At 66.0% G+C, this 15,515-nt stretch carries 17 protein-coding genes; 8 read left to right on the top strand and 9 right to left on the bottom strand.

Features of this window, described 5'->3' with window-relative positions:
* Positions 1–8 precede the first annotated feature (8 nt).
* From NZK81_RS08915 to NZK81_RS08890, 6 genes are all read left to right on the top strand, one after another.
* Entirely contained in the window at positions 9–1,475 is a 1,467-nt protein-coding gene (locus tag NZK81_RS08915) for a 2OG-Fe(II) oxygenase family protein (RefSeq protein WP_260045778.1), read from the top strand.
* An 80-nt stretch (positions 1,476–1,555) separates the two neighbouring features.
* Positions 1,556–1,858: a hypothetical protein gene (locus tag NZK81_RS08910; protein ID WP_260045777.1), complete on the top strand. Its 303-nt coding sequence runs from the start codon at positions 1,556–1,558 to the stop codon at positions 1,856–1,858.
* A gap of 179 nt (positions 1,859–2,037) precedes the next feature.
* Positions 2,038–2,823, top strand: a complete 786-nt coding sequence (locus NZK81_RS08905; RefSeq protein ID WP_260045776.1) for an SDR family oxidoreductase — start codon at positions 2,038–2,040, stop codon at positions 2,821–2,823.
* A gap of 24 nt (positions 2,824–2,847) precedes the next feature.
* Positions 2,848–3,486 (top strand): TetR family transcriptional regulator, encoded by a 639-nt coding sequence (locus NZK81_RS08900; RefSeq protein WP_260045775.1) that lies wholly within the window; start codon positions 2,848–2,850, stop codon positions 3,484–3,486.
* Entirely contained in the window at positions 3,476–4,366 is an 891-nt protein-coding gene (mtnP, locus tag NZK81_RS08895) for an S-methyl-5'-thioadenosine phosphorylase (protein WP_260045774.1), read from the top strand. Before NZK81_RS08900 ends, mtnP begins: the two co-directional genes overlap by 11 nt.
* An 8-nt stretch (positions 4,367–4,374) precedes the next feature.
* Positions 4,375–4,644, top strand: a complete 270-nt coding sequence (locus NZK81_RS08890; protein ID WP_260045773.1) for a hypothetical protein — start codon at positions 4,375–4,377, stop codon at positions 4,642–4,644.
* 7 nt (positions 4,645–4,651) lie between these two features.
* Here NZK81_RS08890 and NZK81_RS08885 read toward each other — a convergent pair whose 3' ends face one another.
* The 9 genes from NZK81_RS08885 to NZK81_RS08845 form a co-directional block, all read right to left on the bottom strand.
* A complete protein-coding gene (locus tag NZK81_RS08885; RefSeq protein ID WP_260045772.1) occupies positions 4,652–5,155 on the bottom strand; it encodes a flavin reductase family protein in 504 nt (167 codons plus the stop codon).
* 187 nt (positions 5,156–5,342) lie between these two features.
* Positions 5,343–5,702, bottom strand: a complete 360-nt coding sequence (locus tag NZK81_RS08880; RefSeq protein WP_260045771.1) for a hypothetical protein — start codon at positions 5,700–5,702, stop codon at positions 5,343–5,345.
* Between the two features lie 190 nt (positions 5,703–5,892).
* The gene (locus tag NZK81_RS08875) at positions 5,893–6,912 is read right to left on the bottom strand and encodes a type II secretion system F family protein (protein ID WP_260045770.1); all 1,020 of its coding nucleotides are present in this window, start codon (positions 6,910–6,912) and stop codon (positions 5,893–5,895) included.
* A 20-nt stretch (positions 6,913–6,932) separates the two neighbouring features.
* Entirely contained in the window at positions 6,933–7,904 is a 972-nt protein-coding gene (locus NZK81_RS08870) for a type II secretion system F family protein (RefSeq protein WP_260045769.1), read from the bottom strand.
* 68 nt (positions 7,905–7,972) lie between these two features.
* On the bottom strand, positions 7,973–9,244 hold the full coding sequence (locus tag NZK81_RS08865; protein WP_260045768.1) for a pilus assembly protein CpaE: 1,272 nt from the start codon (positions 9,242–9,244) through the stop codon (positions 7,973–7,975).
* 3 nt (positions 9,245–9,247) lie between these two features.
* Entirely contained in the window at positions 9,248–9,907 is a 660-nt protein-coding gene (locus tag NZK81_RS08860) for a CpaD family pilus assembly protein (RefSeq protein WP_260045767.1), read from the bottom strand.
* Positions 9,908–9,921: 14 nt separating this feature from the next.
* Entirely contained in the window at positions 9,922–11,496 is a 1,575-nt protein-coding gene (locus tag NZK81_RS08855; protein WP_260045766.1) for a type II and III secretion system protein family protein, read from the bottom strand.
* 62 nt (positions 11,497–11,558) lie between these two features.
* A complete protein-coding gene (gene cpaB, locus NZK81_RS08850) occupies positions 11,559–12,560 on the bottom strand; it encodes a Flp pilus assembly protein CpaB (protein ID WP_260045765.1) in 1,002 nt (333 codons plus the stop codon).
* 69 nt (positions 12,561–12,629) lie between these two features.
* A complete protein-coding gene (locus NZK81_RS08845; protein ID WP_260045764.1) occupies positions 12,630–13,340 on the bottom strand; it encodes an A24 family peptidase in 711 nt (236 codons plus the stop codon).
* Positions 13,341–13,461: 121 nt separating this feature from the next.
* Here NZK81_RS08845 and NZK81_RS08840 point away from each other — a divergent pair, with 121 nt between their 5' ends.
* Positions 13,462–14,400, top strand: coding sequence for an alpha/beta hydrolase (locus tag NZK81_RS08840; RefSeq protein WP_260045985.1), 939 nt, complete (start codon positions 13,462–13,464; stop codon positions 14,398–14,400).
* Positions 14,401–14,405: 5 nt separating this feature from the next.
* A complete protein-coding gene (locus NZK81_RS08835; RefSeq protein WP_260045763.1) occupies positions 14,406–15,491 on the top strand; it encodes an NAD(P)/FAD-dependent oxidoreductase in 1,086 nt (361 codons plus the stop codon).
* Positions 15,492–15,515: the final 24 nt, after the last annotated feature.

Here is a 15,515-nt window from a genome sequence, read left to right as displayed (position 1 = left end):
GGGACGGTGTGAGTGATACTCCCCCGGATCTCGCCGCGCTGGCGGAGCGGGCGCTGGGCAGCGGCGACGAGGAGCAGGCCGAAAGGCGGCTGAGCGACTGGCTCCGCTCCCATCCCGGCGATGCCACGGTGCTGCACTGGGCGGCCATGCTGCGCCGTGCGCTGGACCGGCGTGACGACGCCATTGCGGCGCTCGAACAGGCCTTGCGGCTCGTGCCCGGCAATCCGGGGCTCGTCCATGCCCTCGCGCATGTCACGCTGGAGGCCGGCCGTCCGGCCTCGCGGCTGTTCGAGCAGGCAGTCCAGCTGTCACCGGCCAAGGCGGAAATCCGTCTGGGGCTGGCATCGGCGCGGTTCGCCGAAGGGGACAAGGAGCGGGCGCTGTCCGAACTGGATGCCATGCTCGCCGCGAACCACGGCTGGGATGAAGGGCACCGCCAGTTTGCCCAGCTTTCCGCGCTGATGGGGCGCGGGGAAGAGGCGCTGGCGACAATCGAGCGCACGCTTCAGCACTACCCGGAGGCCGATCGCCTGCGGGTCCTGGGCATCAATCTCCTCATGGAGGCGGAGCGTCATGCCGAGGCGCTGGAAGCCACGCGGCAGGCGATCGCGCTTCGCGGTGCCCATGCCGCCTATCGGTTGCCGCAGGCGGCCGCGCTCGACGAACTGGGGCGGAGCGAAGAGGCCAAGGTGATTTTCGAGCCCATGGGGGCACCTGCAGATGCCGGCCATGCCGTCTGGCGCGCGCGGCACTGGCTGCGCACGGGAGAACCTTCGCGCGCGGCCGCCGAAGTGGAGCCCTGGCTGGCCGCGACCGGCGCGGAAGGCGTCTGGCCCTACGCGGCGCTGGCGTGGCGCCTTACCGGTGATCCCCGTGCCGAATGGCTCGACGGGCAGGCCGGCCTTCACAAGGTGGTCGACCTCGATCCGGAGGAGATCGGCCTTGAACCTCTGCGTGCGCTGCTGCGCCGCCTGCACGCGGGCTCCGGCCGCTTCCTCGATCAGTCGGTGCGCGGCGGAACGCAGACTGAAGGCGCGCTGCTGGCGCGGACCGAACCGGAAATCGCGCGCGTGCGCGAGGTGCTGCGGCGCGAGGTTGCGAGCTTCATGGCGCAGCTGCCGCCGTCAGACGCGGCGCACCCCATGCTTTCGCAAGTGCGCGTGCAGCGTCCGCGTTTTGCCGGAAGCTGGTCGGTGCGTTTGGGCGAGGCCGGATTCCATACAGCACACCATCACCCGCAAGGCTGGATCAGTTCGGCGCTTTACGTGTCGGTGCCCGAAGGGCTGGGCGAGGAGGAAGGCTGTCTTGACCTGGGCGGAGCGCCTGGCGAACTGGGCCTGACGATCGCGCCGCGCCGCACGGTCGAACCCAGGCCAGCGCGACTTGTGCTGTTCCCCAGCTGGATGTGGCACGGAACCCGGCCGTTCGACGCCGGTGAACGCATGACAATAGCTTTCGACATTGCGCGTGCTTGAAGAAAACACAAATCCATAATAGCTTGGGACATCTGTCAATTCAGGCACTTGAGCCTTGCGTTCGTGCCGTGGAGATTTTCATGCATCTTGTTTCCCGTATTCTCGTGGCAGCAGCTGTTGTTGTTGCCGTTCCTGCCTTCGCCGAGCCGGATTCCAAGGCTTCCGCGGATGCCGTTTCCAAGACCGAAACCGCTGCGGCCGAGACCGAAAATGCGGTGGAAAAGGCGGACCCCGTGATCTGCGAAAGAATTCAGCAGATCGGTTCGCTCCTGCGTTCCAAGAAGGTCTGCATGCGCAAGAGCCAGTGGGACGCGCAGCGCAGCAGCGATCGCGCCAATATCGAGCGTTCGCAGGTCCAGCGCGGGCTCGATCAGGCCAACTGAAGCGGCTTTTCGCGCAGATCGGGGACCTTACACGTGTCATGACGCCGGGGCGTGATTTTGCCCTGACCGATTGACCTGCCCGGATGTGCTGCTTAACCGGTTGATTAAATCATCGGGGCGCACCCGTCCGCCAATCGCGGCGGCGCGTGCGTGCAGCTCGTTCGGGAAGGGAATACGAAATGAAGCTTGATAGTAGTGTTGCCGCCGTCGTTACCGGCGCGGCCTCGGGTCTTGGGGCAGCGACGGCGCGGGCGCTGGCGGCGCAGGGCGTGAAGGTTGCGATCTTCGACCTCAATGCCGAAGCCGGCGAGGCGATGGCCAAGGAAATCGGCGGCGTGTTCTGCGAAGTCAACGTGACCGACGATGCCAGCGTCGATGCCGGTTTCGCCAAGGCGCGCGCGGCGCACGGGCAGGAACGCGTGCTCGTCAACTGCGCGGGCATTGCGCCGGCTTCCAAGACCGTGGGCAAGAACCGCGAGACGGGCGAGCCCAAGGCGCACGACATGGGGCTGTTCGAGAAGGCCATCGCCATTAACCTCGTCGGCACCTTTCGCTGTATCAGCAAGTCGGCTGCGGGCATGGCGACGCTCGATCCGGTGGACGAGGCCGGTTCGCGCGGGGCGATCGTCAACACCGCCTCGGTCGCGGCGCAGGACGGCCAGATCGGCCAGGCCGCCTATGCCGCCTCGAAGGGCGGCGTGCTGGCGATGACGCTGCCGGTCGCGCGCGACCTCATGGCCAACGGCATTCGCGTGAACACCATCCTGCCGGGCATCTTCGAGACGCCGATGATGGCGGGCATGCCGCAGCAGGTGCAGGATGCGCTGGCCGCGATGGTCCCGTTCCCCAAGCGTCTCGGCAAGCCCGAGGAATATGCCAAGCTGGCGCTCTTCATGGTCGAGCACGACTACATGAACGGCGAGTCGGTCCGTCTCGACGGCGCGATCCGCATGGGGCCGAAGTAAGCAGCGATCATGAAGGGCCGGAGTATGACGCCAGCAGGGAACGAGACAGGGCTTGCCGCGCCGCCGGGCGCGCGGGCGCTGCTGCTCGACACTGCCGGCGCCATCATGCGCGAAGGTGACGTAATCGACATCTCGCTGTCCGAACTGAGCTTGCGCTCCGGCCTCAATTCGGCGCTGGTGAAGTACTACTTCGGAAACAAGGCGGGGCTGCTCAAGGCCCTGCTCGAACGCGACTGGCAGGCCATCGTCACCAGTGTCGACGCGCTGGTGGCGAAGGACGGCTGGGACCCGGAGTCGAAGCTGCGTCGCCACTTGTGGAAGGTGGTCGATACCTTCTACGCGGTGCCCTATCTCAATCGCCTGACCATGCGGGTCATCCGCGAGAGCGACGATGTCGAGGCGCAGCGCATCGCCGACAGCTATCTCTCGCCGATCTACCGCGCTTACGAGCAGCTTATCGGTGACGGCGTGAAGGCGGGCGTGTTCCGTGAAATCGATCCTCAACTATTCTACTTCACGGTGACGGGAGCGGTCGACCGGTTCTTCTCGACGCGGCTGGTGCTCAAGCACTGTTTCGATCAGGACACGCTGACCGAGGAACTGCGCGACCGCTATCGCGAACACACGATCGACATCATCATGGCAGGTATCCTTGCGCGCTGAGAAAAGCAGTTTCTGGCACATTGGCGTGATCGGCGGGTCCGGTCTTGCCGCCGGCATCGACCTGGAGGACGCGCAGGAGATCCTCGTCTCCAGCCCCTTCGGCGAGCCGTCCGGTCCCGTCGTGACCGGCAGGCTGGGCGGCGTGCGCTTCACCTTCATGGCGCGGCACGGGGCAGGGCACCGCATTCCGCCAGGCGCCGTGAACTACCGCGCCAATATCGACGTGCTCAAGCGCTGCGGCGTGACCGATCTGGTTTCGCTCTCGGCGGTGGGGTCGTTGCGCGAGGGATTGGCACCCGGCCAGTTCGTGGCGGTGGACCAGTTCATCGACCGTACGACGAGCCGCGAGAACAGCTTCTTCGGTCCCGGTCTCGTCGCGCATGTCAGCCTGGCGGACCCGGTCTGCGGGCGGCTTTCCGGCATGTTGGCGGCCGCGGCGCGCCGGGCCGGGGGCGATGTGCATCAGGACGGCTGCTATGTCGCCATCGAAGGACCGCAGTTCTCGACCCGCGCCGAAAGCCGCATGTACCAGTCATGGGGCGCCGACGTGATCGGCATGACCGCGATGCCCGAGGTGCGCCTCGCACGCGAGGCGGAGCTGCCCTATGCCTTGCTGGGCATGGTTACCGACTACGACTGCTGGCGCGAGGAAGAGGCCGGCGTCGAAGTCACCGACGTGCTGGCGGTGCTGCATGCCAATGCCCGCACCGCCCGGGCGACCGTGGCCGCTCTCGCTGCCGGCCTCCCGTCCGTGCGCGAGCCGAGCCCGATCGACATGGCGCTGGAACATGCCTTCATCACCGCGTCCGACGCGCGCGATCCGGCCATGATCGCGCGGCTCGATGCGGTGGCTTGCCGGATCTACGGCGAGCGGGACTGAAGGGCGCCATGGCGCGCAGGTCACGCAAGAAGCGCTATCTGACCGCGACGATGCCCGATGGCTACGTGAAGACCATCGGTCCGACCGCCGATCCCTTTACCCATTACTGGCGGATCGTCGCCGAGCTCGAAAACGGCAGGACCGAGGTCTTCTGGGGGCATGCCGGTTCGCTTGCCGAAGCAAGGAAGCTGCGCGCGGCCGCGCAGGAGGGCGCGCGGATGCGCGGCTGGAAGGACTACCGCTTCGAGATTGCGGAACTGGTGGAGACGCCCGCGTAGCGGCCTGTCATCCGCCGTAGAAAACGTTGTCCCCCAGGTCCTTCATTTCCAGAATGGCGGCATCGGGGCGTCCTTCGGGATGCTTGTGGAGATGGGCCTGCGTGACTTCTCCGATGATCACGTGGTGGTCGCCCACCGCGACGATCTCCGCGACCTTGCATTCCACGGCCGCGATCGCGCTGTCGATGATCGGGGCGCCGTTGTCGCCCTGCCGGAAGGGTTCGCCGGAAAGCTTGCCGTCTTCCACCTCGGCCGGCTTGAAGAAGGCGAAGGCCGCGCCCTGCTGTCCCTTGCCGAGCATGTTGAGCGCGAACTGCCCCGTTTCCCTGGCAGCGATATGGCAGCCTGAATCGACCTTCACGCCCACGGCGACGAGCGGCGGGGAAAACGATGTCTGAGTCACGAAGTTCACGGTGGCGGCGGCCAGCTGACCGTCGGTGCCCTTGGCGGTCATGACGTAGATCCCATAGGGGATCATGCGAAGGGCGGTCTTTTTCGTCGCGGGGTCCATGGGGCTATCCTCTTCCTGTCTTTCCCGGATGCTAGGCCGTTTCGGCCCGTTTCCGCAACATCGGATTGCGGGAGGAGGAAGCCTGATCGACGCGGAGAGCGACAAGGAATGCGCGTTGCCCCGTCATGAGAAAGCCCCTCCCGCGGCCGTGGCCGGGGAGGGGCTTGAGGTGCGACCCTCGGGCCGCTCAGCTGCCGGGGGTAGCAGCCGTGCCGGAATTCATGTCCCGGGTCTGGTTCTGGTTTTGGGCCCGATCGCGGGTCTGGGCCTGGGAGCGAATGCGCTTGCGTTCCTGTTCCATCGCACGGTCACGTACGCGATCCTGATCGCGGTCCCGGGTGCGGATGCGGTCCATCGAGCCCATGCCCGAGGAAGAACCCGTCATCATGCCGCCGCCCATGGAGCCCATGCCACCCATGGAGCCGCCGCCCATGCCGCCGCCACCCATGCCGCCGCCACCGGGACCGGCAAGGGCCGGGGTTGCGACAACCGACAGCGCAAGGGCTGCACCAGCAAGGAAGCGGGCTGTTGACGTCTTCGAAATCATTATCCTCAAACTCCTCTGTCGTAGCCCCCGACAGTGTTGCCCTGCGCATTCCCATGTGAGCGCGGGAGCTGACGGGACCCTGACAGTGTTAACAAGTCGACACTTGTGCGAGGCAGTTCGTCGCAGCCGGAATCAGTTCGGCCCCGCTCCCTTGCGGGAACGGGGCCGGCTGATGGCTTGGAGTGGAGCGTCAGCCCGCCTTGGGCGGATGCGGATCGCCGCCGGAGAAGGCATCGGCGATCGAACAGGCCGCCGGGCCGAGAATGACGACGAACAGCGTGGGCAGAATGAACAGGATCAGCGGCACGGTCATGATGGCCGGAAGGCGCGCTGCCTTTTCTTCTGCGCGCATCATGCGCTCGTTGCGGAATTCGGCCGAGAGCACGCGCAGCGCGGAGGCGAGCGGGGTGCCGTAGCGTTCGGTCTGGACCATGGTCGTGACCACGCCCTTGACCGCCTCGAGATTGACGCGCCATGCGAGGTTCTCGAAAGCCTGGCGGCGTTCGGTCAGGAACGACAGCTCGATCGACGTGAGCGAGAATTCGTCACCCAGTTCCGGATAGGCGCGGCCCAGTTCGCGGGCGACGCGCTCGAAGGCCGCGTCGACGGTAAGGCCGGCCTCGGCGCAGATCACCAGCAGGTCGAGCGCGTCGGGAAGCCCCTTGCGGATCGCGTCGGTGCGCTTGGAGATCATGTTCTGGATGAAGATGTCCGGTCCCTTGTAGCCGGCCAGCAGCATCACGGCGAAGCCCATGAACTTCTTGAAGGGGCTCCACGCGGGAAAGTAGTCTATCCAGTAGATGACGACGGCGGCAAGCCCGCCCAGCACGATCGGCGCGACGAGGCGGGCAAAGACGACGGCGACGGCCCATTCCTTGTTGCGGATGCCGGCCTGCGCCAGTTTCTGCTCGATCTCCTTGATCTGGCTGTCCTGCAACATTTTGAAGTTGCCGAGGAACTCGCCGATCTTGTCGGTCGTGTCGTTGCGGCGCACCACGCTCTGGCGCTTGCGCGCGGTGGTCATGATGCCGGCCTTGAGCGCTTCGCGACGCTGGTTGAGCGCCTTGACGCGCTTGGCCATCGGATCGGTCACGGTCACCGCGGCATAGATGGCCAGCATCACTGCGCCCGCCGCGATCATCGCAAGGACGGTGGCGACGAGGATGACGTCGAAACCGAGGAGCGTGGGGCCTGCGGATTGGTTGAACATGGTTCCTTGCCTTCCCCGGATCAGATTTCGAAGCTGACCATCTTGGCCATGATGAAGGCGCCGATGCCCATCCAGACCATCCCGCCGAGACCGGCCACGATCAGTCGCTCGTCGATGAAGAACTCACCGATGTAACCGGGATTGATCCACCAGATCAGGCCGAAGACGATGAAGGGAAGGGCGCCGACGATATAGGCCGAGGCCTTGGATTCCGAGCTCATGGCGCGGATCTTGAGCTTCATCTGCGCACGCTTGCGCAGCACGTCGCCCAGGTTGGCGAGCGTTTCGGCCAGGTTGCCGCCGGTCTCGCGCTGGATCGCCAGCGTGATGCAGAAGAAGTTGAACTCCGGCATCGCCAGGCGGTCGGCGGTCTCCTGGAGGGCATCCTCCATGGTCTTGCCGATCTTGATGCGTTCGGTGACGAGCTTGAACTCCTCGCCGACCGGACCGGGAACTTCGCTGGCGACGACGCCCAGCGTCTCGGTTACCGGAAGGCCGGAGCGAAGGCCGCGCACCAACAGGTCGATGGCGTCGGCAAACTTCACCGTGAAGGCGTTCGAACGCCGCTTGATGAAGTTGTTCACCACCATGTGCGGCAGGCCGGCGCCGACCAGCAGGCCGACGACCAGCGACAGGGCCGGCGCGCCGGACTTGAGAAAGATGATCGCGGCGACGGCGGCCGCGAGGCCGAGCGAGACATAGAAATACTGCGACACCGTCCAGGGCTTGCCCGTGCGATGCAGGCGCAAGGCCAGCGCATCGATCCGCGAACCCGACCCCGCGATCTGATGCAGCTTGGGCTTGCGCGCGGCAACCGCCCGGCGCATCTGCGCCTCGACGCGGTCCGTGGTGCTGTTGGAGTGCCGATACCGGACGGCGCGCAGACGACGCGTCGATTCCTTCGCGGGGGAAGGACCGGTAAAAGCAAACCAGATCAGCGCCAAGACGCCCGTGAGGCCCATTGCCACCAGAATCAACGGAAGAATGTTCATGAGCGTCCTGTGCCTCTAGCTGCTGGCGGGCTTTGCCGCGCTTGGAGTGAAACCCCTTCGCGCAAGCGTCACTCCGCCGCCGTTTCCGCCTTCTTGGCCTTGGGCATCATCGACTTGATGTCGAACTTGCCCAGCAGCGACTTCTTGAGCGAGGCACCGTCGTCCTCGCCGTCGCGGTCGATGACCGCGCGCGACAGCTCGCGAATGACACCGCCGGCCTTGCTCGAACGATTGGCGTCGGCGAAAGTCTGGCCCAGCTTGGCCGCCATCGAGGCAGCCTTGACGTCGTAGGGGATCGAAAGCTCGATCCTCCGCTCGATCGATGCCTCGAAGTCCGCCTTGCTGATTTCGGCAAGGCTGGGCTGCACCTTGTTGGCGACCACGATCACCCGTGCATGGGCGGCATTGGCCTTGAGCCAGGACAGGATACGGATCGTGTCGCGCGCCGAGGCGAGCGTCATTTCGGCCACCAGCACGACGACGTTCACGTCCGTGATCAACTGCGGGAAGTTGATCAGCATGTTGCGCGGCATGTCGATGACGGTCATCTCGAAAGCCTGGCGGAACTCTTCCTCGAGCTGGAGGAAGGCCGCGCCGTCGGTCATCAGCGGCGAGCTGATCGGGGCTTCGGCGGAAAGGATCGCCAGGTTGTCGTTCGCGCGGATCATGGCGCGTTCGATGAACAGGCCGTCGATGCGGCTGGGGTTCTCGATCGCGTCGGTCAGGCCGCGGCCCGGTTCGAGATCGAGGCACAGGGCCCCGGTGCCGAAGTGGATGTCGAGATCGAGCAGCGCGGTGGGCAGCTTGTTGTCAGCGCTGAACAACCAGGCGAGCGAGGTCGCCAGCGTCGAAGCGCCGACGCCGCCGCGCGTGCCGATCACGGCGGTGGAGATGTGTTCCTTGCCGGAGCCCGCTTCACTGTGCTTCGGCGCCGAGAACACCGTCTGCGCCTGCGACAGGGAGTCACGCAGCTGAGCCGGCGAGAGCGGCTTGAGCAGGTAGTCGTGGATGCCGCTGGCGAGCAGGTCGCGATAGAGGCGCACGTCGTTGACCTGGCCCACCGCGATGACGACCGTTCCCGGTTCGCAGACTTCGGCCAGCGCGTTGATGTCGTTGAGCGGATCGCCGCTTTCCGAAAGGTCGATCATCAGGATGTTGGGCGAGGCCGTGATCGAGAGCGACTGGACGGCGTTGCGCAGGCCGCCCTTGTTGCACTTTTCGGACTGCCAGCCCATTTCGATCGCGACCGGGCGCAGGACGTCGAGCGAGGCATCGTCGCAGAGATAGGCTGCGAACTGGTCCCGTCCATTCGGGCTGCCGGATTTCCAGGGTGCGTTCATGGCTCAGTTCCCCTTCGTGCCGGTTTCGCTGACGGAGTTGCCTTTGCCGGTGGGCGCGGCGTTGCGGTAGGCGTCGATCGCCTTGTTCGAGCTCATCATGACCGTCGAACCGGTCGCGTCCGCGCCGTGCAGCAGGTCCTCGGGATTGGCGACCATCGCCGCGAGGTTGGTGTTGGTGGCGCAGCCGTAGTTGCTGGTGAGCCCGTTGTTGGGATTGAAGTCGTTCTTGGTCGACCAGTCCGGGCAGCTCGGCACCGAAGCCTTGCTGCGCACGATGACGATGCGCGCGTTGCCCGGCGTTACATAGCCAGCGGTTTCGGGTGCATTGTCGCCGAGCAGGATGCCGTAGCGCGAAGCTACGGCTTCGACGGCGCTGCGGGTGCCCGCGTTGCCGGTCGGATCGTCGACGTAGACCTTGTCGCCGTACTTGAGGCCCATGGCATCGAACCAGCCGGCGAGGCGGCTCTGTTCGCCATAGGCGAGGCCCGAACCACTGGTCGTGACGTCGAGCGTGTAGTTGACCTTTTCGACCACCGGCTGGTGTACCGAGTACAGCGAGCGGTTGGTCGGGATGCCGCCGCATCCTGCAAGGGCGAGGCCCAGCGAGAGAGCGAGCGCGGCGCCGCCGAGGCGGGTGGCATAGGCCGGTTTGAAGGAACGCATGGTGTTCACCTTTCTCACTTCAGGCTGAAGCCGGGCTTGGCGCTGTCATTGGATGCGGTGTGCTTGGACGCCTTGCCCTTGGAGGGCTTTGCGGGAATGTCCGCGGCGCCGACGGAGGGACCATCGACGGGCGCGGGCGCCTGGGTCGGTCCGGGGCGCTTCGCGCCGCTGACACCGTCGTTTTCCATGTTGCCCAGAAGACGTTGCAGCTCGTTGGGCGAGTTGAAGCCGTCGGTGGGCAGGGCGATCTGCGAGGCATCAACCGGGTTGACCAGGTAGGGCGTGACGACGATCACCAGTTCGGTTTCGCCGCGCTTGTAGCTGGTCGAGCGGAACAGCGAGCCCAGGATCGGAAGGTCGCCGGCGCCCGGCATCTTCTGGATGTTGTTCTGGGTGTTGCTGCTCAGCAGGCCGGCGATCATGAAGCTCTGGCCCGAGCCGAGTTCGATGGTCGTCTCGGTGCGTCGCACGGTCAGTGCGGGCACTTCGTAGCCGTTGAGGTTGACCGAACCCTGGCTGGACAGCTCGGAGACTTCCGGACGGACGCGCATCGAGATGCGGCCGTTGGCGAGCACAGTGGGCGTGTACGACAGGCTGACACCGTACTTCTTGTACTCGATCGACTGCGCGCCCAGGCCCTGGCTGACCGGGATCGGATATTCGCCGCCGGCAAGGAAGTCGGCGGTTTCACCCGAAAGCGCGGTGAGGTTGGGTTGTGCAAGCGTGGTGACGAGGCCAACGGTCTCGCCCGCGTCGAGCGCGCCGAGGATGTTCAGGCCGAACAACTTGCCCATGCCGGACAGCGTGCTGGAACCGGTCAGCGGGAGCACATTCGTCCCGGGCTTCAGGACGATGTTGCCGGTGATCGGATCGTAGGTGTAGCCTTGGACGGCGCTGCCCATGCCCAGGGGCAGGTTGGGATCGGTGGCAAAGGTGTTGTAGAACTCCCGGCCCTGACCGATGCCGAACTTGAAGCCGCCGGTGCCGTCGATCGTGGTCAGGTTGGAACTCAGCGACTTGACCAGCGAGCGGCTGACTTCGGCGATGCGCACCTGCAGGTTGACCTGCAGCGGCGTCGCCATGCGCAGGCGGCTGATCACGTTCGCCTTGTCGCCGACATAGGCCTGGACGAGACGTTCGGCTTCGGAGACGTCTTCCGGCGTCTTGACCGTGCCGGTCAGCAGGAACGTGTTGCTGCCCATCGTCGAGACGCCGATCTTGGCTTCGGGCATCGCCAGGCTCAGCATCGAATCGACGCTGTCGAGGTTCGAGCCGACCGTGATCGTGCCCGACCAGACGACCTTGCCCGCCGCATTGCTGGCATAGACCGTGGTGGTGCCGCCGGCCTTGCCGAACACGTAGAACTGGCTGCGGGATTTTACCTGGACATCGGCCACCTGGTCATTGGCGACGAAGACATCGGTCATCGAGCCGGGAACGTTCACCAGCTGGCCATTGCCGATCGACAGGTCGATGCTCTGCGCGGGCCGTTGCACCGACTGGGCGGTGACCGGGGCCGAGACCGTCACGGCCAGCGGCGCAAGAGCGCAGGCTGCGGTCATCATGGTCTTGAGAAGACGCGGTTTCATAAGTGTGCCCCCAAAGGCGTTGAAACGGGCGAAGGTGAGAATTTCGTTCTTGCCGGCGGTCATCACTTGGCCCCCACGGATTCGAGGGTCGTTTCCTTGCCGCGGGTCACGCGGACCACGGGGCCGGCGGGGATCGACGCCCCGGCCGAACCATAGGCCATCATCGGCGGACGGGCCCCACCCTCACCGGGCATCGCCGGCCGGCTGGAGCGCTGGAAGCGCGAGACGTCGCCGCCGGTCACGTAGGTCGTCTTGCCTTCGATCGGCTTGGCCATCGCCTGGCGCATGAGCTGTTCTTCCTGCTCCTTGGTCGCGCCTTCGGGCACCTTGACGTCGCCGTTGGCCAGCGCGCGTTCGAACTCGCCCTGGTTGTCGGCGATCGAGCGCAGCGACAGGCTGATCGCGCCGATCTCCTGTGCCACGGCGACCTTTTCGGCGATGCGCGGGGTGACTTCGAGCGTCACGGTGCGGAAGGCCTTGACCACGGTCTTGCCGTCGACAACGTCGTTGTCGGTGGCCTGGTCGGTGGCAAGCACGCGCAAGTTGCGCAGGATCGTCTCGGCCGTACGCAGCGGTTCGCCTTCACCCTTGACCTGCTGCGTCAGCATGAGGTCGACGCGGTCGCCCGGGAAGACGAAGCCGCCAACGCCCGTCTGGGCGGAAACGGGAATGGTGACCGCGCGCATGCCCGGCCCGAGCGCCGCGGCGAGGAAGCCACGGTCACCCGGAGCGACGAGCGCGCCCTGGGTCAGCGGCTGGCCGGCGGTGACCGGATAGCGCACCACGGTGCCCAGCAGCTTGCCCATGTCGGCTTCGCCGTCGATGAAGTACGCGTCCTTGACGAGCTCTTCGGGCCAGTCCTGGAAGGACACGGCGTCGGCGGTGATGATCGTGCCGACCGGCAGTGCCCGCTGCGCGACCAGGACTTTCGGCCCCTTGGGTTGGACGGGAACGGCCTCTGCCTGCGGCGCCGAGGCCCCGGTGAACAGCGATCGTGCGGCGAGTGCGGTGCCAACCGCGACAAGCAGCGCGACAACCAGCAGTACCAGTTTCTTCTTATCCATGGCTCGATAAGCCCCCTGAGAATCCCCGGATTGAATGGTTACAATCGGGCGAATTGGTTAAAATGGAGTTCATCCCGATTGCGCTGCCAACCAGGCTGCAGAAAGCGTCTGTTCTCCCAGCACCCACAGGCCTGCCGCAGCGATGGCGATGCCGTAGGGAATGGGCAGCCGAGACTTCTGGCGGCGCACGATATGGAAGAATCCGTAAGCGAAGATTAGGATCACGATCAGCACGGCCGCGAACAGGATCCAGGCCTGCGGTAGCACCGCGAAGAGCGCCTCCACGGTGCTGCTGTCCATCAGCGGACGTCGCGTGGCCATCGAGAACACGATGGCGCAGGCGCCCCAGACCCAGGCGGCGGCTGCCCCCAGTGCCAGCGCGTCGCGCAGCGTCTCGCCGGGCACGCGCTTCATGTTCAGCGCGGCCATTCCGATCGACGCTCCGCCGCCGATCACGGCCATGAGCATGACGACCTGGACGAAGCTGACGGGCGTGAACCACAGGGCCAGCGCGCTCAGCAGCTTCACGTCGCCGCCGCCCATCTGGCGCAGGGCGAAGAGCAGGCAGGTGAGTACGAAGGTAGCGGTGGCCAGGCCGATCTGAAAGCCGATCTCGACCCAGTCGAAACCCATCGACAGCCACCACAGCGGTGCGGCCAGGGCGATCGCGCCGTTAAGCCAGTTGTCTATTTCGCGACGCCTGAGATCGGTGAAGGCGGCGACGAGCAGGGCGGTTGCCAATCCCGCCAGCAATGCGTACGAAAATATACCGCCCGACATGTAATTGCCCCCTTGATCGGGGGTATGATCTAGCGGGTATCACTTACTAAAAAGTAACCAGTCGGCTGAGCACGGAATTAGCCAAGTGACATCTTCCGCTTTCAGCCCCTCGCTGCCAGCCATGCGCCGGACAGTCCCCGCCGATGCCCGGGAGACGACCTGGCATGCCGCCGACGGACACGGTATTCGCCGGCTCGACTGGCCTGCTCCCGCAGACGCCCGGCGCGGCTCGTTGCTGTTCATGCCCGGTCGCGCGGACACGTATGAGAAATGGCTGGAGACGCTCGCCGAATGGCACCGCGAGGGCTGGGGGGTCACGTCCGCGGACTGGCGCGGGCAGTCCTACAGCGGGCGGCTCGGGCGCGATGCATTGACGGGGCACATCGACGATTTCGCGACCTGGGTGGACGATTACGCCGCGCTCTGGGCGGACTGGGCCGCGCGCACGCCGCCGCCGCATGTCGCCGTTGCCCATTCGATGGGCGGCCACATCGTGCTGCGCGCCGTTACCGAGGGCAAGGTACGGCCCGACGCGCTGGTGCTGTCCGCGCCGATGCTTGGCCTGCACCCGGACTGGATGCCGAGCAGCGTGCTGCACGTGATAGCCAGAATGATCGCCGGACTGGGCGATCCGCGCCGCCCGGCCTGGAGCGGGAACGAGAAGCCACAGGTCATTCCCCACTCGCGCTACCGGCTGCTCACGCACGACCTGTCGCGCTACGAGGACGAGGAATGGTGGCGCACCACCCGTCCGGCGATCCTGATGGGTGCGGCGAGCTGGGGCTGGATCGAACGGGCGCTTGCCTCGATTCGCCTGTTGGAAGCGCCGGACCTGCTCGAGGCGGTGGACGTGCCCACACTGATCCTGGCGACGCGCAAGGACGGACTGGTTTCGTGGGCGGCGGTGCGTCGCGCGGCTGCGCGTCTGCCGAAGGCCGAACTGGTCGCATTCGGCAAGGAATGCCGCCACGAGATCCTGCGCGAGGTCGATCCGGTGCGTGATCGGGCGATAAATGCGATCCGGGAGTTTCTGGATCGGGTCGTTCCCGCTAGGGGGTGATCGCCATGGATGCACGTTTCGATGTTGTTATCGTCGGCGCCGGCATGGCCGGTGCCTCGCTTGCCGCTGCTGTCGGTCCGCGTGCGCGCGTGCTGGTGATCGAGGCCGAGGAACGCCCCGGCTATCATACCACCGGCCGCTCCGCCGCGTTCTGGTCCGAAAGCTATGGCGGCCCCGGTGTACAGCCGCTGACGACCGCCTCCGGCCATGTGTTGCAGGAACTGGGCATCCTGTCCCCGCGACGGGCAGTGACACTGGGGCGCGCGGACGAAGAGAGGCGAGTCGCCGAATTCGCCGAGACCTATGGTGCCATCGGGCTGGAGGTCGACCTGCTCGACCGTGCCGGGATCGAGCGCTACGTCCCGCACTTGCGCGAGGGCTGGACCTGCGCCGCATTCGAGCCGACCTGCTGCGACATAGATGTCGCCGGGCTGCACCAGCACTATCTTGCGCAGGCCCGCAAGGCAGGGGCCGAACTGTGGTGCCGCGCGGCGCTGAGGGAGGTGGAACGGACCGGGCAGGGCTGGGAACTCACGCTGGCAGACGGGCGCCGTATCGCGGCGAGCGTGCTGGCCGATGCCGCGGGGGCCTGGGCCGATCCGGTGGCGAGCATGGCGGGTGTCCGCCCGCTTGGCATCACGCCCTACCGCCGGACGATGGCGCAACTGGCCGTATCGCCTCCGGCTCTCGACGACATGCCGCTGGTGCTCGACATCTCCGAGACCTTCTACTTCAAGCCCGAGAGCGGCCGGCTCTGGCTGAGCCCGCACGACGAGACGCCCAGCGTACCTTGCGATGCCGCGCCCGAGGAACTGGACATCGCCATTGCCATCGACCGATTCGAGCAGGTGGTCGACTGGCCCATCGCGCGCGTCGAACATCGCTGGGCGGGGCTGCGGTCCTTCGCGCCGGACCGCTTGCCGGTCTATGGGTTCGCGCCGGAAGATCCCGCGTTCTTCTGGTTTGCCGGGCAGGGCGGTTTCGGCATCCAGACCGCTCCCGCCGCCGCCGAAGTGGGGGCGCGTCTGCTGCTGGGCGATGCGGGCGGCGCGATCGATCCCGAACCTTACGCACCGGGCCGCTTTTCGTGACCCCTGTTTGACAAAGTTTCGATC

Origin of the sequence: Novosphingobium mangrovisedimenti (genome assembly GCF_025153475.1) — a bacterium.
Classification (GTDB): Bacteria; Pseudomonadota; Alphaproteobacteria; order Sphingomonadales; family Sphingomonadaceae; genus Novosphingobium; species Novosphingobium mangrovi_A.
Note: the sequence above shows the minus strand (reverse complement) of the source record. Positions and strands in the feature narration are given on the sequence as shown.

What these genes read in the sequence shown, in the direction of transcription:
- NZK81_RS08880 (WP_260045771.1), bottom strand. Translation starts at nt 5,702, where the DNA reads ATGATTTCGAAGACGTCAACAGCCCGCTTCCTTGCTGGTGCAGCCCTT.
- NZK81_RS08900 (WP_260045775.1), top strand. Translation starts at nt 2,848, where the DNA reads ATGACGCCAGCAGGGAACGAGACAGGGCTTGCCGCGCCGCCGGGCGCG.
- NZK81_RS08870 (WP_260045769.1), bottom strand. Translation starts at nt 7,904, where the DNA reads ATGAACATTCTTCCGTTGATTCTGGTGGCAATGGGCCTCACGGGCGTC.
- NZK81_RS08840 (WP_260045985.1), top strand. Translation starts at nt 13,462, where the DNA reads ATGCGCCGGACAGTCCCCGCCGATGCCCGGGAGACGACCTGGCATGCC.
- NZK81_RS08910 (WP_260045777.1), top strand. Translation starts at nt 1,556, where the DNA reads ATGCATCTTGTTTCCCGTATTCTCGTGGCAGCAGCTGTTGTTGTTGCC.
- NZK81_RS08875 (WP_260045770.1), bottom strand. Translation starts at nt 6,912, where the DNA reads ATGTTCAACCAATCCGCAGGCCCCACGCTCCTCGGTTTCGACGTCATC.
- NZK81_RS08885 (WP_260045772.1), bottom strand. Translation starts at nt 5,155, where the DNA reads ATGGACCCCGCGACGAAAAAGACCGCCCTTCGCATGATCCCCTATGGG.
- NZK81_RS08845 (WP_260045764.1), bottom strand. Translation starts at nt 13,340, where the DNA reads ATGTCGGGCGGTATATTTTCGTACGCATTGCTGGCGGGATTGGCAACC.
- NZK81_RS08865 (WP_260045768.1), bottom strand. Translation starts at nt 9,244, where the DNA reads ATGAACGCACCCTGGAAATCCGGCAGCCCGAATGGACGGGACCAGTTC.
- NZK81_RS08890 (WP_260045773.1), top strand. Translation starts at nt 4,375, where the DNA reads ATGGCGCGCAGGTCACGCAAGAAGCGCTATCTGACCGCGACGATGCCC.
- NZK81_RS08860 (WP_260045767.1), bottom strand. Translation starts at nt 9,907, where the DNA reads ATGCGTTCCTTCAAACCGGCCTATGCCACCCGCCTCGGCGGCGCCGCG.
- cpaB (WP_260045765.1), bottom strand. Translation starts at nt 12,560, where the DNA reads ATGGATAAGAAGAAACTGGTACTGCTGGTTGTCGCGCTGCTTGTCGCG.
- NZK81_RS08855 (WP_260045766.1), bottom strand. Translation starts at nt 11,496, where the DNA reads ATGAAACCGCGTCTTCTCAAGACCATGATGACCGCAGCCTGCGCTCTT.
- NZK81_RS08905 (WP_260045776.1), top strand. Translation starts at nt 2,038, where the DNA reads ATGAAGCTTGATAGTAGTGTTGCCGCCGTCGTTACCGGCGCGGCCTCG.
- NZK81_RS08835 (WP_260045763.1), top strand. Translation starts at nt 14,406, where the DNA reads ATGGATGCACGTTTCGATGTTGTTATCGTCGGCGCCGGCATGGCCGGT.